This window comes from Paenibacillus campi, from assembly GCF_034659835.1.
Taxonomy (GTDB): Bacteria; Bacillota; Bacilli; order Paenibacillales; family Paenibacillaceae; genus Saccharibacillus; species Saccharibacillus campi.
The window spans coordinates 1,003,243-1,023,950 of the sequence record NZ_JAXSQZ010000001.1; the positions used below are offsets into that span (position 1 = coordinate 1,003,243).

Annotated in this window: 20 protein-coding genes; all 20 read left to right on the forward strand. The window is 46.4% G+C overall.

What is annotated here, in order from left to right:
* The first annotated feature begins 285 nt into the window (after positions 1 to 285).
* The 20 genes from U1I11_RS04035 to U1I11_RS04130 all read left to right on the forward strand — a co-directional run bounded on the left by U1I11_RS04035 (position 286) and on the right by U1I11_RS04130 (position 20,675).
* Positions 286 to 1,059: a DUF3388 domain-containing protein gene (locus U1I11_RS04035; protein ID WP_322904497.1), complete on the forward strand. Its 774-nt coding sequence runs from the start codon at positions 286 to 288 to the stop codon at positions 1,057 to 1,059.
* Positions 1,060 to 1,117: 58 nt separating this feature from the next.
* Positions 1,118 to 2,233, forward strand: a complete 1,116-nt coding sequence (locus U1I11_RS04040; protein WP_322904012.1) for a helix-turn-helix domain-containing protein — start codon at positions 1,118 to 1,120, stop codon at positions 2,231 to 2,233.
* A 320-nt stretch (positions 2,234 to 2,553) separates the two neighbouring features.
* On the forward strand, positions 2,554 to 3,045 hold the full coding sequence (locus U1I11_RS04045) for a YajQ family cyclic di-GMP-binding protein (RefSeq protein ID WP_322904014.1): 492 nt from the start codon (positions 2,554 to 2,556) through the stop codon (positions 3,043 to 3,045).
* Positions 3,046 to 3,177: 132 nt separating this feature from the next.
* The gene (gene pgsA, locus U1I11_RS04050; RefSeq protein WP_322904016.1) at positions 3,178 to 3,768 is read left to right on the forward strand and encodes a CDP-diacylglycerol--glycerol-3-phosphate 3-phosphatidyltransferase; all 591 of its coding nucleotides are present in this window, start codon (positions 3,178 to 3,180) and stop codon (positions 3,766 to 3,768) included.
* A 161-nt stretch (positions 3,769 to 3,929) separates the two neighbouring features.
* Positions 3,930 to 5,222 carry a competence/damage-inducible protein A gene (locus U1I11_RS04055; protein ID WP_322904018.1) on the forward strand — a complete coding sequence of 431 codons (1,293 nt, stop codon included), beginning with the start codon at positions 3,930 to 3,932 and terminating at the stop codon, positions 5,220 to 5,222.
* 553 nt (positions 5,223 to 5,775) lie between these two features.
* Complete coding sequence (recA, locus tag U1I11_RS04060; RefSeq protein WP_322904020.1) at positions 5,776 to 6,843, forward strand: recombinase RecA; 1,068 nt, start codon at positions 5,776 to 5,778, stop codon at positions 6,841 to 6,843.
* Between the two features lie 321 nt (positions 6,844 to 7,164).
* Positions 7,165 to 7,971 carry a regulatory protein RecX gene (locus tag U1I11_RS04065; protein ID WP_322904022.1) on the forward strand — a complete coding sequence of 269 codons (807 nt, stop codon included), beginning with the start codon at positions 7,165 to 7,167 and terminating at the stop codon, positions 7,969 to 7,971.
* A 602-nt stretch (positions 7,972 to 8,573) separates the two neighbouring features.
* The gene (gene rny / locus U1I11_RS04070; protein ID WP_322904024.1) at positions 8,574 to 10,115 is read left to right on the forward strand and encodes a ribonuclease Y; all 1,542 of its coding nucleotides are present in this window, start codon (positions 8,574 to 8,576) and stop codon (positions 10,113 to 10,115) included.
* A 64-nt stretch (positions 10,116 to 10,179) separates the two neighbouring features.
* Entirely contained in the window at positions 10,180 to 10,974 is a 795-nt protein-coding gene (locus U1I11_RS04075) for a TIGR00282 family metallophosphoesterase (RefSeq protein WP_322904499.1), read from the forward strand.
* A gap of 299 nt (positions 10,975 to 11,273) precedes the next feature.
* The gene (locus tag U1I11_RS04080; protein ID WP_017813748.1) at positions 11,274 to 11,534 is read left to right on the forward strand and encodes a stage V sporulation protein S; all 261 of its coding nucleotides are present in this window, start codon (positions 11,274 to 11,276) and stop codon (positions 11,532 to 11,534) included.
* 299 nt (positions 11,535 to 11,833) lie between these two features.
* The gene (gene pduL, locus U1I11_RS04085) at positions 11,834 to 12,406 is read left to right on the forward strand and encodes a phosphate propanoyltransferase (protein ID WP_322904030.1); all 573 of its coding nucleotides are present in this window, start codon (positions 11,834 to 11,836) and stop codon (positions 12,404 to 12,406) included.
* Between the two features lie 312 nt (positions 12,407 to 12,718).
* Positions 12,719 to 13,423 (forward strand): L,D-transpeptidase family protein, encoded by a 705-nt coding sequence (locus U1I11_RS04090; RefSeq protein WP_322904032.1) that lies wholly within the window; start codon positions 12,719 to 12,721, stop codon positions 13,421 to 13,423.
* A gap of 225 nt (positions 13,424 to 13,648) precedes the next feature.
* A complete protein-coding gene (locus U1I11_RS04095; protein ID WP_322904034.1) occupies positions 13,649 to 13,783 on the forward strand; it encodes a hypothetical protein in 135 nt (44 codons plus the stop codon).
* Between the two features lie 49 nt (positions 13,784 to 13,832).
* A complete protein-coding gene (gene miaB / locus U1I11_RS04100; protein ID WP_322904036.1) occupies positions 13,833 to 15,383 on the forward strand; it encodes a tRNA (N6-isopentenyl adenosine(37)-C2)-methylthiotransferase MiaB in 1,551 nt (516 codons plus the stop codon).
* A gap of 41 nt (positions 15,384 to 15,424) precedes the next feature.
* Positions 15,425 to 15,892, forward strand: coding sequence for a YlbF/YmcA family competence regulator (locus tag U1I11_RS04105; protein ID WP_416235444.1), 468 nt, complete (start codon positions 15,425 to 15,427; stop codon positions 15,890 to 15,892).
* A 171-nt stretch (positions 15,893 to 16,063) separates the two neighbouring features.
* Entirely contained in the window at positions 16,064 to 17,101 is a 1,038-nt protein-coding gene (locus tag U1I11_RS04110) for a GNAT family N-acetyltransferase (RefSeq protein WP_322904038.1), read from the forward strand.
* Between the two features lie 106 nt (positions 17,102 to 17,207).
* A complete protein-coding gene (locus U1I11_RS04115) occupies positions 17,208 to 17,618 on the forward strand; it encodes a PaaI family thioesterase (protein WP_322904040.1) in 411 nt (136 codons plus the stop codon).
* 126 nt (positions 17,619 to 17,744) lie between these two features.
* Positions 17,745 to 18,518 (forward strand): NUDIX domain-containing protein, encoded by a 774-nt coding sequence (locus U1I11_RS04120; protein WP_322904042.1) that lies wholly within the window; start codon positions 17,745 to 17,747, stop codon positions 18,516 to 18,518.
* Positions 18,519 to 18,578: 60 nt separating this feature from the next.
* On the forward strand, positions 18,579 to 19,121 hold the full coding sequence (locus U1I11_RS04125) for a cysteine hydrolase family protein (protein ID WP_322904045.1): 543 nt from the start codon (positions 18,579 to 18,581) through the stop codon (positions 19,119 to 19,121).
* A 99-nt stretch (positions 19,122 to 19,220) separates the two neighbouring features.
* On the forward strand, positions 19,221 to 20,675 hold the full coding sequence (locus U1I11_RS04130) for a nicotinate phosphoribosyltransferase (protein WP_322904047.1): 1,455 nt from the start codon (positions 19,221 to 19,223) through the stop codon (positions 20,673 to 20,675).
* The last annotated feature ends 33 nt before the right edge of the window (positions 20,676 to 20,708 follow it).

The following is a 20,708-nucleotide window of genomic DNA, read 5'->3' on the forward strand; positions in this document are numbered from 1 at the left end:
TCTCCAAACGCTCTCTATCATCCCGGCAATCATCGGATTGAAAAGATGATGAAAAAGTTGTTTCCTTTCGCGTCTTGCCTTTCTATTTCATTTTATATATCATTAACATGTTAAAGACTTGAAGCTAAAAGCAGGCTGTAGTCATCATGATGATCAGCTTCTTTTTATTATATGCCGCTGCGAGGCGGTAAGCCGAAGATCAATAATATGGATACAGGTGCCCGTGCGGACAGGTCCGCGCTCAGACGGGAGGAAAGGTTCGAGGTGAACGTGGAAGCAAAACAGATGAATACTGAAGCCAAACAATGGTACTTGGAGTACAGGATACATAAAAATCGTCCTGGCTTGCTTGGAGATGTTGCATCACTACTTGGTATGTTGAATGTGAACATCCGCACGATTAACGGTGTGGAAGGGAAAACACGCGGTATGCTGCTGGAAACCGATGACGATGAAAAGATCATTTTGCTGGGCGATATGCTCGCCAAAGTGACCAATATTACGATTACCGCCTTGCGGCAGCCGAAGCTGGTTGATATTTTGGCTGTACGTCATGGTCGCTATATTGAACGCGATTCTGACGACAAAAAGACATTTCGTTTTACACGCGATGAACTCGGTCTGCTGGTCGATTTCCTCGGTGAAGTGTTTAAGCGTGACGGCAATCAGATTATCGGTCTGCGAGGTATGCCACGCGTCGGCAAAACCGAATCAATCATCGCGGGCAGCGTATGTGCGATGAAGCGCTGGACATTTGTATCGTCGACATTGCTGCGTCAAACGGTACGCAGTCAGCTGTCCGAGGAGGAAATGAACCCAGCCAATATATTTATTATCGACGGAATCGTCAGCACGATTCGTTCCAATGAGCGACATCATCAATTGCTGCAAGATATTATGCAAATGCCAAGCACCAAAGTCATTGAACATCCGGATATTTTTGTCCGTGAATCGGATTATGATTACAGTGATTTTGACATTATTATCGAATTGCGTAATAATCCGGATGAAGAGATCGTCTATGATAAATTTACGGAAACGTATACCGATGATATTTAAGCGCTCGATGTTAAATATGACTTTATGCCATAAAACAATCTAATCAGGAGGTAATCGTATGTCAGATCTGGGTCGCCAATTAAGGGACGCCCGCCTTGCACGAGGCTTATCGCTCGATGACGTGCAGGAAATGACCAAAATACGCAAGCGCTACTTGGAGGCCATCGAAGCGGGTGATTTCAAAGTGCTTCCCGGAAGTTTTTATGTTCGGGCTTTTATTAAAACCTATGCCGAGGCTGTTGGCATCAATCCGGACGAGCTATTGCAGGAGCATCAGGACGTTGTGCCTGAACCGGAAGCAGAACCGGTTATGGAACCGGTCGTACAGCCACGTCGTGCGGCAAGGCGTAATGCGGCGACAGCAAGTCGCAGCGGTAAGCTGCTGTCCACCATTTTGATGTGGACGTTTCCGATTTTAATTATCGTGCTTGTATGGGTGTTTGTAATCAAGCAAAACTCCTCACCGCAAATTGCGGAAAACAAGCCAGCCACCGAGCAACAACAGCAAGGTAACAAAGGCAATACAGGCGGCACAGCCACTACCCCGCCAAGCACGAATACAACGCCAGAGTCATCCGGTGAAGGCAGTACATCGCAGCAGCCAAATGGCGGCGGTGCTCAGCAGGGTGGCGAATCGACATCGCCTGAAAGCACAGGCACAACAGATGGCGAAGCAACCGGTACGCCAGAAGGTACACCGGAAAGTACGCCTGAAGGCGGTACAGGTACAACCGATGCATCCACTGCACCGGTCATCACAGAAGCGGGCAAACAAGGACGTAATACGATTTTTGATGTAAACTATACCGGTTCCGGTACGGTGAAAGTCAATATCGCAGCGACCGGTCAAAGCTGGCTGGAAGTGTACAAATCGGAAAATTCCAGCGGTGAGCGTTTGTTTTTCAACAACACGGAGAGCGGTCAAAATCTATCCTATGATCTTACTGATTCCGGTTTGTACATTAAATCCGGTAACTCGCGCGCAACGAATATTACAATCAACGGTCAGCCGATTACGGATGGCAAAGCAACGTCGCGTATCATCCTGAAGCTGATCAAAGCCGCACCATCCGGTGATGCAGCAGGCACAGCGGCAACAGGTGACGGTACAACGACCGATAGCACGTCGACTTCAGGCACAACCGATTCCGAATCGACTTCCAGCGGTAACTGACAAGCTCGATAAAAGGACATCCCTTGGCTCTGCTTCAGGGCAGAAGCGGATGTCCTTTTGCAAGTTCAGACAGTTGCGGTTACAAACGGACAGACGCGTTTGCATGCTGATCGTGCAGTAGCCGCGCAGTCTGCTTGTCGATAAGATAATTCCCGACAAGCATAACGCTGATTCGATCCTATCCTGTTTGTGGTAAATGTTGACGTTTACGTTGTACACAGCTTGCCGGAGTAACATAGCAGGCATCGCTACCGTTTGCAGTCAATCGTTAGACTTCATAGATACGAACACCTATAATTTTACTAAAGGGGGAAATTTCTGTGGCATCTGAAAGCTCATTCGATATCGTCTCCAAAATGGATATGCAGGAAATGACCAATGCAATTCACCAAACCGAAAAGGAAATTATCGGTCGGTTTGATTTTAAAGGCAGCAAAAGTTCGCTCACACTCGACAAAGAAACACTAGTCGTCGTGTCTGACGATGAATACAAGCTCGGCGCATTAATTGATATTTTACAAACAAAAATGGTCAAACGCGGTTTGCCGATCAAAAATATCGAATACGGCACGGTCGAATCGGCATCGCTCGGCACAGTGCGTCAGCGCCTAAAGCTAAAACAAGGTATCGATCAGGAAAATGCGAAAAAGATCAACATTCTCATTCGCGATTCCAAGCTAAAAGTGAAAAGTCAAATTCAAGGCGATCAGATTCGCATCACCGGTAAAAGTCGTGACGATCTGCAAGCGGTCATTCAATTGCTGCGTAAAGCAGACTTGTCGCTCGATCTGCAATTTACAAACATGAAATAATAATTGCATGTAACTGCTTGGTTACAGGGCTGACGGAGGCTGCACGTTGATGTTGATAAACCAAATAAGCTTGGACGCAGTTACATATCAGCAACTGCATCATATTGCTGCAAACCGTATGGGAGGTGCTCTGTGAATCTGCCAAATCAAATTACGCTTGCCCGGATTGCGCTTGTACCGGTCATGATGTTGTTTCTGCTGGTCAATTTTCCCTTTGGTGAACAGATACTTCAAATCGGCAGTACATTTCAAGTTCAGTATAACGATCTGATCGCTGCGTTTATTTTTATTGTTGCAGCCGCTACAGACGGAATCGATGGGCATATCGCCCGCAGCCGTAATCTGGTCACAAACCTGGGCAAACTGCTCGATCCGCTGGCGGACAAGCTGCTCGTATCGGCGGCATTGATCTCGCTCGTATCGCTTGGTAAATGTGCAGCGTGGATGGCGATCATTATTATTTTTCGTGAGTTTGCGATTACCGGCTTGCGCCAGATTGCACTGCTGGAAGGCGCGGTTGTCGCTGCTAGCAACTGGGGTAAAGCCAAAACGATTACGCAGATTGTTGCGATTGTGGCATTGATGATTAACAACTTCCCGTTTGTGCTGATCGGCTTTCCGTTTGCCGAAATTGCGATCTGGGCAGCTACGATCATTACGCTCTATTCTGGTGTGGACTATTTTATAAAAAATAAACATCTGCTGCACCTGTCTAATTCCTGAATATCGGTCACCGTTTCATGTGCGTGCACAGAGCGGTAAGATATAGGAGAGACTCAGGGAAGGCATAGCAAAAGGCGATAGGGAGCTCTCTATTGCCTTTTGCTGTGAGCAGGCGCATATTGAATAGGTAAGTTTAACGATCGCGAGGAGGAGAACGATTCATGAAAGCAGTCAAAGCAGAAATTATCGCAGTAGGAACCGAGCTGTTGCTCGGTCAAATTACAAACACAAATGCACGCTATCTGTCCCAGCAGTTATCGTATTTGGGCATCGATGTGTATTATCAGACGGTTGTTGGCGATAACTTGAATCGTCTCAAGCAAGCGATTGAGCTGGCATCCAGTCGGGCGGATGTAGTTGTATTTTCCGGTGGAATCGGTCCAACACAGGACGATCTGACCAAAGATGCGCTGGGCGAAGTGTTAGGACGTTCCCTGCATATCCATGCGGAATCGATGCAGATGGTGGAGAAGTTTTTTGAAGGGCGCGACAAGCCGATGACGGAAAACAATCGTCGTCAGGCGATCATTTTGGAGCATAGCTATCCGCTACGGAATGAAATCGGTCTGGCGGTCGGTGTCGCCATTTCGCAGGACGATAAACATTATATCGTCTTGCCGGGCCCGCCCAAAGAATTGCAGCCGATGTTCGAAAATCAAGCGATTCCATGGCTGTTGGAACATGTGTTAACCGATGAGTACCCAATTTATTCCAAAATGCTCAAATTCGCCGGTATCGGTGAATCCGCGTTGGAGGATGCGCTGCTCGATCTGATTAGCGTGCAGACCGATCCGACGATTGCCCCCTATGCCAAAGAAGGTGAAGTAACGATCCGCCTTACGACTAAAGCGCCGGACGAAAAAGAAGCGATGAGCAAGCTCAAAGCGATGGAAGCGCAAATCCGTGCACGCCTACCGGAGTATATGTATGCGGATCAAGACGTTACGATCGAACATCAGATTATCCAGATGATGACAGGCATGAAGCTGACACTTACTGCCGCTGAAAGCTGTACAGGCGGTTTGGTCATGCAAAATCTGACGACGATACCGGGCAGTGCGCTCGTATTTATGGGCGGGATCGTATCGTACTCCAATGAAATGAAGGAGCAGCTGCTGCATGTGCCGCATGAACTGTTGGAAGGCGAAAATGCGCCGGGAGCGGTCAGCGAACAAGTGGCGGAAGTGATGGCAGATCAAGCGCGTCGTTTGCTTGATACCGATTTTGCCGTTGCAGTGACCGGTGTGGCGGGTCCGGGTGCTTCAGAGCGCAAACCGGTTGGGCTCGTATATATTGCGATTGCTGAACGTGATCACGCAACCGAAGTGTTTAAGCTGAATTTGAAAGGAAACCGCGAAGCGATCCGGATTCGTTCCGCCAAAGCTCTAATGTATCGTCTCTGGCTTCGTCTGAAGCAACGTCAGGATGAACAGCTTGCCGCAGCGCAATCTTAATGGGTTAAGGCTTTGAATGGCAAATAGAGCGGTCTGTACGCTTATAGCTCATACAGTCACATGCACTCTTGTAACTAACGATTCGTATCGATAACTGGATATGCTGGCTTATAGCTCATATAGTCGCATGCTCTTTATTGCGGATCGAGTCATTCAGATGAGGATGAGAACAGCAATGTATGATGAAACCCACTATACAGCGTTGTTAGCGCCCGCTATCAGAAGGGCTTGCGGATGGCAAAACCGTGTGCTATGATCATCTCAGACGGAAGAACCGCAGCAATCCCATTGCTGCGGTTTTTTGTTTCCCGGGCGTAAAAAATGGCTTTGTACAGAGCAAATGAGCTTGAAACGATCACGTATTTAAAGCGGCTATAGTAATAGGCAAAAACGGCACGCAAGCGGGAAAATAGCGATACGCTTTAATTACCATTTTTTGTAATAAAGAGACCGTAAACCGCCAAAAAGACGAATATATGTTCGAAAAAAGCTTGGCAAACAGTGAAAAATACGGTATAATTAACTTATAAACATTGAGAAGGATGTGAGCTGATTGTCAGATCGTCGTGCTGCGCTGGATATGGCGCTTCGTCAAATAGAGAAACAATTCGGTAAGGGTTCCGTTATGAAACTTGGTGAATCCACGCATATGCAAGTAGAAGTTGTACCAAGCGGTTCGATCGCTTTGGATATCGCACTCGGAACAGGCGGTATGCCAAGAGGCCGTATCGTTGAAATATATGGTCCTGAGTCTTCAGGTAAGACGACAGTAGCTCTGCACGCGATTGCAGAGGTTCAAAAAGCGGGCGGACAAGCGGCATTTATCGATGCCGAGCATGCATTGGACCCTCAATATGCGAAAAACTTAGGCGTCAACATCGATGAGCTGCTGCTGTCCCAACCGGACACAGGTGAACAAGGTCTGGAAATCGCTGAAGCACTTGTACGTAGTGGTGCAGTAGACATTATCGTTATCGACTCCGTAGCGGCGCTCGTACCAAAAGCGGAAATCGAAGGCGAAATGGGTGATTCTCACGTCGGTTTGCAAGCGCGTCTGATGTCGCAGGCATTGCGCAAACTGTCCGGTGCGATCAGCAAATCCAAAACGATCACGATCTTTATCAACCAGTTGCGTGAAAAAGTGGGCGTGATGTTTGGTAACCCTGAAACAACACCTGGTGGTCGTGCCTTGAAATTTTATTCGACCGTTCGTCTTGACGTACGTCGTATCGAAGCGATCAAAAACGGTAACGATGTTGTCGGTAACCGTACGCGTGTTAAAGTTGTCAAAAACAAAGTTGCTCCTCCTTTTAGACAAGCAGAGATCGATATTATGTACGGTGAAGGTATTTCCAAAGAAGGTAGCTTGATCGATATCGGTACTGAAAAAGATATTATTAACAAAAGTGGTGCTTGGTACTCATATGAAGGTGAACGTATGGGTCAAGGTCGTGAAAATGCGAAGCAATATTTAAAAGAAAATCCTCAAGTTTCGCTCGTCATTGAAAACAAAATCCGTGAGCTGAGCAACTTGACTACACTTGTAGATGCTCCAACTGATGAGCAAAAACGCAAAGAAGAACTCGAAGAACAAGAATTGTTCTCCGAAGCAACAGAATAAGTGCAAGTTAGCTCTTTCTAGTTCGACCGTTCTACAATGAGCAATGGTGGACGAGATAATGTCACATCCAATCATTTCACATCGATTCGTTTCAAATTCAGCAATTCCAAGTTTGGTCCCATATGCCCGGGGCTGCAAACTTTATAAGCATTCCTTTATCGGTTTGTGCCAGCATTCCGATGAAGTAAGCGCCTGTAACGTGACTCACGTGCAGGCGCTTTTTGCACATAATAAGCGTCAATGATTATAAAACACCAATGCAGTCATTACACCGGTTCTGCGCCAGAATATGATGTAACGGCAGAACAGAGAGGAATAAAAATGCCAAACAAATATAGCTGGGGACGCAAACGCAAAGATCACGCAGCATCCAATACAGTCGATGAGAATCAGCATAGCAATGAATCAACTGAGCAAGAGTGGGAACAGGACGATGACATACAAGCCGGCGTCGATCCGCTAGAGCATTTTCCCGAGCAAGAGCCATTGGAAATTACAGGCGTAGAGCAGGCAAAATGGCCACGTCTTCATTATAAGCTGTTTTTTGGCGAGCTAAAATTAGTTGTGCATGAAGACGTAATGATTAAATACCGAATGTTGAAAGGTTATAGCTTTACGAAAGCTGCATTGCGTGACATTATGGCTGCTAACAAGCTACAGTCCGCTTACGCTTCATCGATTCATTATTTAAGCTATCGTTCGCGTACCCGTACCGAAGTGGCACGTAAGTTGGAGGAGAAAGGTCATGATGAGTATGTGATCGAGACGACGCTAGAACGGTTAGAACAGGAGCAACTGATCAATGATCCTCTGTTCGCGGAGCAATGGGCAAGACAGCGCGTGCGCACACAGAAGAAGGGTAAAGTATGGATTCGTCAGGAACTGCGGCAAAAGGGCGTCCAGCCCGGTCATATTGAGCAGGCATTAGGCGAGATTAACGAGGAGGAAGAACTGGTCAGTGCGACGACGCTTGCACGCAAAAAGTGGAACAGCACTTCCGGCGAATGGGTTGATAAAAAGCGGAAAACGATGGCTTATTTGATGCGCCGTGGTTATTCGTCCGATCTTGTGCGGCGTGCACTGGCAGCGATTGAGGAAGATGAGCGGCTGGATAATGAGCAGTCTTAATTTTAAAAGCAGGTCGTCGACCGGTTTGCCTATATGCCTTTCGGTTTATCATTTATGCTAAACAAGCGCGCATCGATTTCGACAATAGTCATACTGCGATAAACAAAACTCATATTAAGCACATATAATAATACAGAACAGTTATACTATTACTGCTGCAAGTGATATACCGATCAGGACGCATCGTTTGTAAATCATCTGTGATTGATCCGAAACAGATTGTTCATAAATTAAATTTCAACCCAACAATAACGAAATTCAACACTTGGCTTGAATGATATACAAGCAGCTGACTGTTCACGTGAAAAGAACAGGAAATGTCAATTGCTTGACAATGTCTTTTGGCAAATAATAAAATGGATGTGTACAGTTTGTCATTTTTACGTCATTTTTTCGCTTATTGACTTCAAATGTGGTGGCTATGGCAGACTTGTACAATCATGCTTGAACTTTTGAAAATGTTTAAGCCCCTTCGTTGGGGAATTGGCGCATGTACCCGCATGAGCGATGAAACGGAATTTAAAGGGACGAAGCATTGCATTACCATCAACATGGTAGTTCCCAAGGAATACCTTGGAGGAATCAGCGAGGAGGTGAACAGAATGAGTTATCTCTGGATCATAATTCTCGTTGTTGCCGCATTATTCTTTGGGTTCGTGATCGGATATTTTATTCGCAAATCTCTTGCAGAAGCTAAAATTTCAAGTGCTGAAACTGCTGCCGCACAGATCGTTGAAAATGCGAAAAAAGAAGCAGAAGCGTTGAAAAAAGAAACAGTTCTGGAAGCGAAAGACGAAATCCACAAATTCAGAGCTGAAGCTGAAAAAGACATTCGTGAGCGTCGGAATGAAAACCAACGGCTGGAAAGACGATTGTTGCAAAAGGAAGAGTCGCTGGATAAAAAGCTGGAATCACTGGAACGCAAAGAAGAACAAGTGGTTAACAAAGAGAAACGTATCGAAGAGACACAGCAACAGATCGAACAGCTATATCAAACTCAGGTAACCGAGTTGGAGCGGATTTCCAATCTGACGATGGAAGATGCACGCAGCATCATTCTGAGCAATGTAGAGCAAGAAGTGCGTCATGAGACAGCACAGATGATCAAAGACATTGAGCAACAGGCGAAAAACGAAGCGGATAAGCGCTCTCGTGAGATCATTACACTCGCTATTCAGCGTTGTGCGGCTGACCACGTAGCGGAGACGACCGTTTCTGTTGTCACCTTGCCTAATGAAGAAATGAAAGGCCGCATTATCGGCCGCGAAGGACGTAACATCCGCGCATTGGAAACATTAACTGGTATTGATCTGATTATCGATGATACACCGGAAGCGGTTATTTTATCCGGATTTGACCCGATCCGTCGTGAAATCGCCCGTACTGCACTGGAAAAACTAGTAGCTGACGGACGTATTCACCCGGCACGGATTGAAGAAATGGTCGATAAATCGCGCCGCGAGGTGGATGAGCGCATTCGTGAATACGGGGAGCAGTCCACATTCGAGGTTGGCGTACACGGTTTGCATCCAGACTTGATCAAAATTCTCGGACGACTCAAATTCCGTACGAGTTATGGTCAAAACGTGCTTAAGCATTCGATGGAAGTCGCTTATCTTACCGGCTTGATGGCAGCCGAGCTTGGTCAGGATGTTACACTGGCGAAGCGCGCAGGTTTGCTGCATGATATCGGTAAGGCACTTGACCATGAAGTGGAAGGTTCACACGTCGAGATTGGCGTCGAGCTGGCGAAGAAATACAAGGAACATCCAGTTGTCATCAACAGTATTGCTTCGCACCACGGCGATACCGAAGCAACGTCGATTATCGCGATGCTCGTCGGCGCAGCGGATGCTCTGTCTGCCGCACGACCTGGCGCACGTCGTGAGACACTGGAAACGTATATCCGTCGTTTGGAAAAGCTCGAAGAAATTTCGGAATCGTTCGATGGTGTCGAAAAATCATATGCGATTCAAGCCGGACGCGAAATTCGCGTGATGGTGCAACCGGATAAGATTGATGATGCCGAAAGTTTCCGCCTCGCTCGGGATATTACGAAAACGATTGAAAATGAACTGGATTACCCGGGACATATTAAAGTCACCGTAATCCGTGAAACACGCGCGGTTGATTACGCAAAATAAAGATTATGCGAAAAGTGACCTGGATACGGGTCACTTTTTGTATTACTGGACGGAGGAGAACATCATCAAAGTTATTTTTATTGGAGATATTGTCGGCAGTACAGGGCGGAAAGCGATTAAGTCAAGCCTTCCTCGGTTAAAATCAAAGTATAACCCGGATATGATTATCGCGAATGCCGAAAATTCCGCCTCCGGGCGCGGCATCACACGCAAAATCGCCAACGAGTTATTTGAACAGGGCGTACATGGTATTACGATGGGCAATCATACATGGGATAATCGCGAAGTGTTTGAGTTTATCGATGACGAAGCGCGGATGGTTCGTCCGGCAAATTTCCCGCCAGATACACCCGGTCGCGGCTATACAGTGATCAAAAACGGCAGCAAACAGTTAGCTATTATCAATTTGCAAGGGCGCACGTTCCTGCCAGCGATCGATTGCCCTTTCCGTAAAGTCGATGAGATTTTGGAAAAACTGAAAGGGACAACGAACGCAATTTTGGTCGATTTTCATGCGGAAGCGACATCCGAGAAAATTGCGATGGGTTGGCATTTGGAAGGTCGTGCATCGATGGTCGTCGGAACGCATACCCATGTACAGAGCAATGACGATAAAATTTTGCCGGGCGGTACAGCTTATCAGACCGATGTAGGCATGGTTGGCTCGTATGAAGGTGTGCTTGGAATGGAACGTGATGCGGTATTGTACAAATTTCAGACGCAATTGCCTGCACGTTTTCAAGTGTGTGAAGGGAAATGGCAATTCCATGCTGTCTATGTCGATATTGATGATACGACCGGCAAAGCGAAAAAGATCGAAAAAATCCGGATGTACGAAGACGAGTGGCATATGGATTAATTGCACATTTCGCGATCGTGATGCTTTATTCTTGAAGCGATGATTCCCAATATGTATGTAAATGTGTATGCAGCATAAGTGTACGTTTTGTACGCTTATCTCTTGCCCACGTATGTCATGCGGCCCTGTTTGCGGAGATGGCATGCAAGTATATTGAATTTTAAAAATATATTTGGTAATTCCAACTATGCGGTTCCAAAAAAGAAGGAAATTGAAACAAATCCTCGAATACTAACTAGACGCATTTCCGATCATTTTTGAAGCCAAGCCATCATTCATTCCTAGGGGAGGTACCTAACATGGAAGTATTAAAAGTGTCAGCAAAATCCAACCCGAATTCAGTAGCCGGAGCCTTGGCAGGAGTGTTGCGCGAACGCGGCGCTGCCGAGCTTCAAGCTATAGGAGCGGGTGCACTGAACCAAGCGATCAAAGCTGTAGCTATTGCCAGAGGATTTGTAGCGCCAAGTGGAGTTGACCTGATTTGCATTCCGGCCTTTACCGACATTGTGATTGATGGAGAAGACAGAACTGCGATGAAGTTAATCGTGGAGCCAAGATAAGCAGTAATGGCGAATGAGCGAATGAGTATAATAACCGCCCCTTCAGAAATGCGTGCACTGCGCATTTTATTAAGCGATATGCAGTGATTTAAGCGGCATATGAGATCAGAATGGCGGAAAACGTAAACTTTTGTGACCTGTATCGCTTTTTTTGCTGAAAGCGTGCAGGTCTTTTTGCTGAGTTGGTTTTCATTTTCATAGTAAACGATGTATAATGGAAGATGTGCGTTTCAGTAAACGTAGTACGTGTATTTTGTTAAAAACGTATATGGATATAATAGTCGAGGAGTGAGCGATCAATGAGTAAAGTAGTACCTGTTGGCGTATCTGCACGCCATATTCATCTGTCCCAAGAGCACATCGAAATTTTGTTTGGTGCGGGCTATGAACTGACTGAATTTAAACCACTATCTCAACCCGGTCAGTTTGCTGCTAACGAAACAGTAGAAGTCGTTGGTTCGAAAGGTTCTTTCCCTAAAGTACGTATTTTGGGCCCGGCACGTCCGGCAACTCAATTGGAAATTTCTTTGACCGATTCGTTTGCAATCGGCGTTAAAGCACCGGTTCGTGAATCCGGTCATATCGAAGGCACACCTGGCATCTTAATCAAAGGACCAGCAGGCGAAGTTGAAGTGCAGACAGGTGTAATTGTAGCTGCTCGCCACATTCACTTCCACACTGCTGATGCTGAAAAATGGGGCATCAATGACCAAGACAAACTGAAAGTTCGTCTGTCTGGCGAGCGCGGTATGGTACTTGAAAACGTAATCGCACGCGTATCCGATTCGTTTGCACTTGATATGCACATCGATACAGACGAAGCGAATGCAGCAGGTGCACGCACTGGCGATACAGCTGAAATTATCGATTAAGCCATTACGATCAACAACAACCGGAACGGTTCGACTTCAGATGTGGGCAGCAGTTATAATTGCTGTCCCGCTGGAAGATCGCAATCTGTTCCGGTTGTTTTTCGTTTAGTTGCTGTGGTAATGATTCATTATTTCTCCGTTTGTTCGTAATGGTTGTAAGCTCTAATAAAATTATAAATTATTGGATAAGTAGTAGTTTGGATGTTTCAACATTGATCCTTGTAGCATAATGATGTAATAGATAGATGTACTAGATGCGAATACGAGATATGACTTATGACTGGCGTAATACGACAACAGGAGGAATTTGCGATGAATCAACGTATTCGTTTCACATTGCTGTTATGGATATTGGTAGGATATATTCCGTTCTCCGGTGAGGCGGAGGCTGCCCGTTCGATCGACGAACCGAAACTGTTTAAGAAATTGGATCAGTTAAATAGCGAGCAGATCATTCTCGTTACTGCGGATCATCACCATTCGATTACTGGTAACTTGTTTGTATATGAGAAACGAAATCAAATGTGGCAGCGCCAATTAGGGCCGTTGCCGGTCGTATTAGGCAATAACGGTCTTGGCAAAAACAAAGAAGGAGATGGCAAAACACCGCTCGGCACGTATACACTTGGTACCGCGTTTGGCAGCAGTACGCAAGCACCGCCAAATTTGAAAATCGACTATCGTACAGCCGATGGTGACGATTATTGGGTCGACACACCGAACTCTCCTGATTACAATAACTGGGTTGCCTATGCGGGCGATCCGCGGGAGCGCTGGTCTTCATTTGAACGGTTAAACCATCCGTTATACGAACATGCGCTCGTCATTGATTACAATACACATCCGGTCGTACCCGACAAAGGCAGTGCGATTTTTATGCATATTTGGCGTGCAGCAAACAAGCCGACAGCAGGCTGTATCGCTATGTCCAAAGATCATTTGCTACGTGTGTTGACTACGATCGATCCTGAATTGTCGCCAAAGATTCGCATCGGTGTGGGCACCGGAATTTATTAATAGTGTGCATTCCACAAAGCCGGCATGCTATCGTTAACGTTAATGTACGGGGCGCATATGATGTGTAATTACAGCATACAGACCATTTTCCCTTTCAATTGGTAGATGTACAATTCCAATCTGTGTCTCTGTTCATTAAGAATGATGATTCCTTGCTTTTTATATACATAGTGCCATGCTATAATTACAGGTGATGCTTTTTTGTTGTACCGATTGTTGTTATAGATGATGAAACGGCAAATCGACGGTGAACAGATGCACAGTCCGTCATTGCCGCTGTCACTCATTGTACATCGGCACAATGGTGGAGCAGCAATGGTCGATAACAAGCAGCTTGTAGCTGCTTTGTATATGGCATAATGATCGGTATGTTCAGGAAATGTTTATGGTGGGGGAGTGACAGCATAGCATGTCAAAACAAACAAAAGATTATTCTAAATATTTTGATTTTTCCGATGCAAAGGTTATATCTGAGGATGAAACTGGCAAAAAGATACGGATTCGTGGACGGGAAATTCATATTATGTCCGAGCCGAACCAGCGCGAGGAAAAAAAGCGTGGTAAACAGGAAGTGCAAGTCATGTACGAAAATGCCGTACCGGAGGAGCTGCGCGAGATCGGTGTTGGCAAACATTATCTTGTATATACATTTGGTTGCCAGATGAATGAGCATGATTCGGAAACGATCAAAGGCATGCTGGAACAAATGGGTTATACGGCAACCGAAAGCCGCGAGCAAGCTGATATTATTTTGCTTAATACGTGTGCGATTCGTGAAAATGCCGAAGATCGTGTATTTGGCGAACTCGGTCATCTGAAAAACCTGAAGCTGGAGCGTCCGGGCTTGTTGCTCGGGGTGTGCGGATGTATGGCACAGGAAGAAGGCGTTGTGAACCGGATTATGCAAAAGCATAATTTTGTCGATATGATTTTTGGTACACACAATATTCACCGTTTGCCACAGCTTGTACAAGGCGCATTATTTAGCAAAGAAATGGTCGTTGAAGTGTGGTCCAAAGAAGGCGATATCGTTGAAAATCTGCCGAAAAAACGGCAAGGGATGCGCGGCTGGGTGAACATTATGTACGGCTGTGATAAATTTTGCACGTATTGCATCGTTCCGTACACACGCGGTAAAGAGCGTAGCCGACTGCCGCAAGATGTAATTGCTGAGGTGCGCGAGCTGGCGCGTCAAGGGTTTAAAGAAATTACATTGCTCGGTCAAAACGTCAATGCGTACGGGAAAGACCTGGAAGGCATGAATTATACATTTGGTGATTTGATGGACGATATTTCCAAAATTGAGATTCCGCGTGTTCGTTTTACGACATCCCATCCGCGCGATTTTGATGAGCGTCTGATCGAAGTGCTTGCCAAAGGCGGCAATCTGGTGGAGCATATTCATTTGCCGGTACAATCGGGCAGCACGGAAGTGCTGAAAAAGATGAGCCGCAAATATAGTCGTGAGCGCTATCTCGAACTGGTGGATAATATTTACAAATCTATTCCGAATGCGGTGCTGACAACCGATATTATTGTTGGCTTTCCTGGCGAGACGGATGAGCAATTTGAAGATACACTGTCACTCGTACGCCAGGTTGGTTTTGATTCAGCGTACACATTCATTTATTCGCCGCGCGAAGGCACACCAGCTGCTTCGATGGAAGACAATGTGCCAATGGAAGTGAAAAAGCAGCGTTTGCAACGTCTGAACGATACGGTTAAACAGTACAGCCGGATCGGCAGCGAGAAATTTCTCGGTCAGATCGTAGAGGTGCTGGTAGAAGGTGCTAGCAAAAACAATGATCAAGTGTTGGCAGGACGTACACGCTCGAACAAGCTGGTGCATTTTGAAGGTTCAGAGGCGTTGATTGGTGAGTTTGTATATGTAAAAATTACCGATTCCAAATCGTTTTATATTAAAGGTGAGCTGGTTGCCGAGCCGGCAGCGATAAGCTAAAGGCAATAAGGCGATCAGCTTGATCTAACGGAAAGGATGTCATTGCCGTGGAGCGACAAGAGCATAACGATCATCAGCAGCTGGCAGCAGACAGCCCGGAGCTGGATACGAGCGGATTGTACATTCGTGAAGATATTATGGAGAAAACGCGGCAGCTTGCCGGTTTGATCTCAAATAGCGAAGAAATTGTTCATTTTCAAAAGGCGGAGCAAATGATTCAGTCGCACGAACGTGTACAAAGCCTTATTTCGCAAATTAAGAAAAAGCAAAAGGAAGTCGTTGCCTTTGAATCGTTGCGCAACGCCAAAATGGTCGCCAAGATTGAAGCGGAAATGGCGGAATTACAGCAGGAAATGGACGATATTCCACTCGTGACCGATTATCAGCAATCACAGGTAGAAATCAATGATCTGCTGCAAATGGTCGTATCTGCTATTTACGATACCGTCTCCGAGAAAATTCAAGTGGAGAGCGGCAAAGATTCTCCTCCGGCGTCCTGCGGGGATTAAACGTTGCATAAAGGTTAACGATTATACAGCAATTATAAACAAGCAGAGGACGCGGAATTTTCATCCGCGTCTTTTTGATCTCAATTTTGCGGCAGTGTTGCGTTATAATGGTCACATTATGTTATTTCGTTGTACAGAAACCGAAATTGAGCAGAGGGAAGTGAGTCGATCATGGAATCGTCCAACTATAATCATCCTTATGTGACCGTCCGTCCTCGTACCGAGCATGAAGCATTACCGATGCCTCTGCTGCTGCTTGCCGATCCTAATCCGGCGGCGATCGATCGCTATGCTTCACTTTGTCGCTGGTGGTTTGCTAATAATAAAACGGAAATTATCGGTGTGTGCGGCGCGCTTCAGCGCAGTGCAGGAGCATGGGAAATTATGAATATGGCGGTATTGCCCATGTATGAAGGTCAGGGAATCGGAAGCAGTCTAATGAAAGCTGTGCTTGCGGGTCTCGATGATGACGATGCGACTGAGATTACCGTATGTACAGGCAATTCCAGTCTCGGTGCGCTTGCCTTTTACCAGAAACATGGCTTTCGGATAGAAGCGATCGAGCCGGATTATTTTGTGCAGCATTATGATGAGCCAATTATAGAACATGGTATTCATTGCCGCGACCGCATCATCTTGTGCAGACGGCATATGATACGTGCGCCTAAGCGTCCGATCGTACTGTCTCATTTTCAGGCAAGCGTGTCGGTACGGATCGCCCAAATACGGGATGCTGGGCCGCTGATTCGGATGAAACGGCGTCTGGATGAACAGACGACCTTTATGTTGTTGGAGCCGGGCGAGCGTATGATGGGTGAAAGCGAACAGCGAGATATGATACGATATGCTTTGCGTAGTGCGAATTCGAATATTTTTCTAGCTGAACATGAAGGTCAGATTATCGGCTACTTGGAAGCGATGGGCGGCAAAGTGACACGCAATCGCCATAGCGTGTATATTGTAGTCGGTGTATTGCAGCAATATGCGAATCGCGGCATTGGGCGCAGACTGTTTCAGACGATGCTGCATTGGGCGGAAGATCGCAGCATTCATCGGCTGGAACTTACGGTACAGTCGACCAATCAACGTGGTATTCATCTGTATCGCTCGCTCGGTTTTCGAATTGAAGGGGTGCAAAAAGAAGCGCTGATCGTAGACGGACAGTATGTCGATCTAATCCAAATGAGTTTGCTTTTGACCAGCCGATGAACATAGGGACGAATGAATCGGAATGTTACAGGTGGATGGCGTATTTACTTTCTAACGGAAGCCGATCCCCAGCATGGAAAGAACATAAATTAGGAGGAAATAGGCAATGACGGAATGGCAGGACATATTAAAAGCGAGTGAGCAAATGTACTGGGGGCTACTAGGCTGCAGATTGGTTGAAAGCCACCATGAATATATTACGATTGCATTGACCGCAACGGAGCGTCATCTCAATCATATGCACATTGTGCATGGCGGGGTAATGATGTCTATGATGGATCAGACGATGGGCATGATCGCAATGGCGGTACAGGGCGGACAGCCATGTGTGACGACGAATATGAATACGCATTTTGTACAGTCGATGGGACAAGGTGAGCTATATGCGACAGCAAGAGTCATTCATCAGTCCGGTCGCACGATGACGTTGCAGGCGGAAATTACGAACGAAGCAGGCGAGACGGGGGCGATTGCAACTGCCACCTTTATCGCTACACGCAGTAAGTCAGGTGCATAGTACATGTTAATATGATTGCTATTGATTGTGATTCATTTGCCGTGGAGTCAAATAAACATTGACCTCACGGCATTAATAGTTCATAATGATATTATCAAAAAGATAAAATGAACAGTGGTGATCATAATGACGGACAATAATAAGCAGCATACGTACGATGTCAAAAAGTATCGTACACCGGATGGCGCTCCCGCCGACATCGTGATGTTTACGCTGACCAAAAAGGAGCGCAAAACATTTACGAAAACATTGCCATTGCGCGAATTAAAAGTCATGCTTATTCGACGCCGTTCGTGGCCGTTTGCTGGCAAATGGGCGTTGCCTGGAGGCTTTTCGCATGATGATGAATCGTTATTTGAAGCCGCCCAGCGTGAGCTGAAAGAAGAAACCGGTGTCGATGCACGTCACTTGGAGTATCTCGGCGTATACAGCAAGCCCGGACGTGATCCGCGCGGCTGGATTATCTCGCATGCTTTTTTTGCACTTGTAGAAGAAGAAATATTGGAAAAACGACGTGCTGCCGATGATGCGGAAGAAGTCGGTTTGTTTACGATTGAGGAAGCGCTCGATGAGCTTGAATTAGGTTTTGACCATCATGATATTATTCGCGATGCGTATATGCGTATTCAGGAACAAATGCTCAGTACGGTAATTGCGAAAAAGTTTTTGCCGCCAGAGTTTACGCTTAGTGAGCTGTACCAGGTGATTAAGGCGGTTGTGCCGGATTTTGAGGAGCCGAATTTTATTCGTAAAATTACGTCTACTCGCAGCCGTAAAGGGATTATTGAAGAAGTGCGCGATGAGGACGGCAATCCGCTCAGCTCCAATCAATATTCACAACGTCCGGCGCAATTGTATCGTTTTACCGGGCTAGTGCCGAGATTGTCGATTTATTCGTAATCGTCGCAGGTGATTCGGTAGGTGTAGGTTCTGATCCATACTCGATAGGGAGGCAAAGCGATGAGAGCGTTGATTGTAATCGATTATACGAATGATTTTGTAGATGGAAAATTGCCTGTAGGACAACCTGGGATTGCGATTGAACATAAAATTGTTGAGTTAACCGAGCAATTTGTCAATCTGGGACATTGGGTCGTGATGGCGGTTGATCTGCATGAGCAGTCTGACCCGTATCATCCGGAAACGAATCTGTTTCCGCCGCATAACATTCGTGGCACTGTAGGTCGTGAGCTATACGGGCGCTTGAAATCGGTCTATGAGCAGCATCGTAATACGATCTATTGGATGGACAAAACGCGGTATAGCGCTTTTGCTGGCACCGATCTGGAATTACGGCTACGTGCGCGCGGCATTACCGATGTGCATTTGATCGGCGTTTGTACAGATATTTGTGTGCTGCATACAGCGGTGGATGCGTACAATAAAGGTTTTAATATTGTCGTCCATGAAGATGCGGTGGCAAGTTTTAATGCGGCAGGACATGAATGGGCGCTTGCACATTTTCGGACAACGATGGGGGCAAAAGTAGTCACAAGTGGTTAAATGTATGGAGGACGATAATTGCCGCACGCTGCAACTTTTAATGTGATGCGATTCACATAAGCTTGCAGCGTGATTATGATTGGATGAGGTGGAACGATAATGAGACAATACGGACTGGCTTTACATACAGACAAATATCAGATCAATATGATGTATGCGCATTGGGTAAACGGTACCCATCATAAGCAGGCGGTATTTGAAGCGTATTTCCGTAAATTGCCGTTTGGTAACGGGTATGCGGTGTTTGCAGGTTTGGAGCGAATCGTCAATTATATTAACAATCTGACCTTTCATGAGGATGAGATCGCTTTTTTGGCGGAGCAGGAAGAACAGTATGATCCTCGTTTTCTGGAACAATTGCGCCAGTTTCGTTTTCATGGCAATCTGTATGCGATGCAGGAAGGGGCGGTCGTATTTGCTGATGAACCGCTTATTCGTGTAGAAGGTACAATTATGGAGGCGCAGCTAGTAGAGACCGCGCTGCTGAACTTTATGAACTACCAAACGCTGATCGCCACCAAAGCATCGCGTATTAAACAAGTAGCTGGCGACGATATATTGTTAGAGTTCGGTACACGTCGTGCCCAAGAAGCAGATGCGGCGATCTGGGGCGCACGCGCCGCTTATCTCGCTGGTTTTCACGGTACATCGAATGTGCTCGCTGGCGCCAGATTCGGCATTCCTGCCAAAGGTACACATGCCCATGCATGGGTGCAAAGTTTTGGCAATGAGCAGGAGGCGTTCGATCGCTATGCAGCTGCATTGCCGGACGGGGTGACATTGCTAGTCGATACGTTTGATACACTTGGCAGCGGTGTGCCGCATGCGATTCGAACCGGTAAAGAGCTGGAAGCACGTGGCAAAAAGATGAGCGCCATTCGCCTCGATAGCGGTGACTTATCGTATTTATCGATTCAGGCGCGTAAAATGCTGGATGAAGCTGGATTGCCCTATGTAAAAATTGTCGCCTCCAACGATCTGGATGAAAATACGATTTTGGACTTAAAAGCACAAGGCGCACGCATCGATATGTGGGGCGTCGGTACACAGCTCATTACCGCGTCAGATCAGCCGTCTTTGGGCGGTGTGTACAAACTGGTCGAGTGTGAAATCGATGGCGTGATGGTGCCAGTTATCAAAATTTCCGCCAATCCGGAAAAAGTGACGACACCAGGCAGCAAAGACGTATATCGCATCATTAGTACAGGCAGCGGCAAAGCGATTGCGGACTATATTTGTTTCCCAGATGAACCGGAGCCACGCGAAGGCAAACGGCTCAAGTTGTTCAATCCGCTGCATCCGTATATTCGTAAATATGTGTCTGATTATGAAGCGGTATCGATGTTACAGCCGATTTTCCAAGCTGGCAAGCAAGTATACGAATTGCCGAAGTTGGAGCAGATTCGTGCGTATCATCGTGCCCAGCTAGAGCAGTTTTGGCCGGAATATTTGCGTAAGCTGAATCCGGAAATTTATCGTGTGAATATTAGTCCAAAAGCATGGGAAATGAAACAGAAGCTAATCGCTGAGCATTTGCCAGCAGAGGAGTCCTAATTAGCAGGCTGTGAGCAAACGCATAGTCGGATA

Bases quoted from the DNA above. Each gene is read 5' to 3' on its own strand.
- U1I11_RS04080 (WP_017813748.1), top strand. From the start codon at position 11,274: ATGGAAGTATTAAAAGTGTCAGCAAAATCCAACCCGAATTCAGTAGCC.
- U1I11_RS04125 (WP_322904045.1), top strand. From the start codon at position 18,579: ATGAGAGCGTTGATTGTAATCGATTATACGAATGATTTTGTAGATGGA.
- rny (WP_322904024.1), top strand. From the start codon at position 8,574: ATGAGTTATCTCTGGATCATAATTCTCGTTGTTGCCGCATTATTCTTT.
- U1I11_RS04130 (WP_322904047.1), top strand. From the start codon at position 19,221: ATGAGACAATACGGACTGGCTTTACATACAGACAAATATCAGATCAAT.
- miaB (WP_322904036.1), top strand. From the start codon at position 13,833: ATGTCAAAACAAACAAAAGATTATTCTAAATATTTTGATTTTTCCGAT.
- U1I11_RS04110 (WP_322904038.1), top strand. From the start codon at position 16,064: ATGGAATCGTCCAACTATAATCATCCTTATGTGACCGTCCGTCCTCGT.
- U1I11_RS04090 (WP_322904032.1), top strand. From the start codon at position 12,719: ATGAATCAACGTATTCGTTTCACATTGCTGTTATGGATATTGGTAGGA.
- pduL (WP_322904030.1), top strand. From the start codon at position 11,834: ATGAGTAAAGTAGTACCTGTTGGCGTATCTGCACGCCATATTCATCTG.
- U1I11_RS04040 (WP_322904012.1), top strand. From the start codon at position 1,118: ATGTCAGATCTGGGTCGCCAATTAAGGGACGCCCGCCTTGCACGAGGC.
- U1I11_RS04035 (WP_322904497.1), top strand. From the start codon at position 286: ATGAATACTGAAGCCAAACAATGGTACTTGGAGTACAGGATACATAAA.
- U1I11_RS04065 (WP_322904022.1), top strand. From the start codon at position 7,165: ATGCCAAACAAATATAGCTGGGGACGCAAACGCAAAGATCACGCAGCA.
- U1I11_RS04115 (WP_322904040.1), top strand. From the start codon at position 17,208: ATGACGGAATGGCAGGACATATTAAAAGCGAGTGAGCAAATGTACTGG.
- U1I11_RS04120 (WP_322904042.1), top strand. From the start codon at position 17,745: ATGACGGACAATAATAAGCAGCATACGTACGATGTCAAAAAGTATCGT.
- U1I11_RS04055 (WP_322904018.1), top strand. From the start codon at position 3,930: ATGAAAGCAGTCAAAGCAGAAATTATCGCAGTAGGAACCGAGCTGTTG.
- U1I11_RS04095 (WP_322904034.1), top strand. From the start codon at position 13,649: ATGATGAAACGGCAAATCGACGGTGAACAGATGCACAGTCCGTCATTG.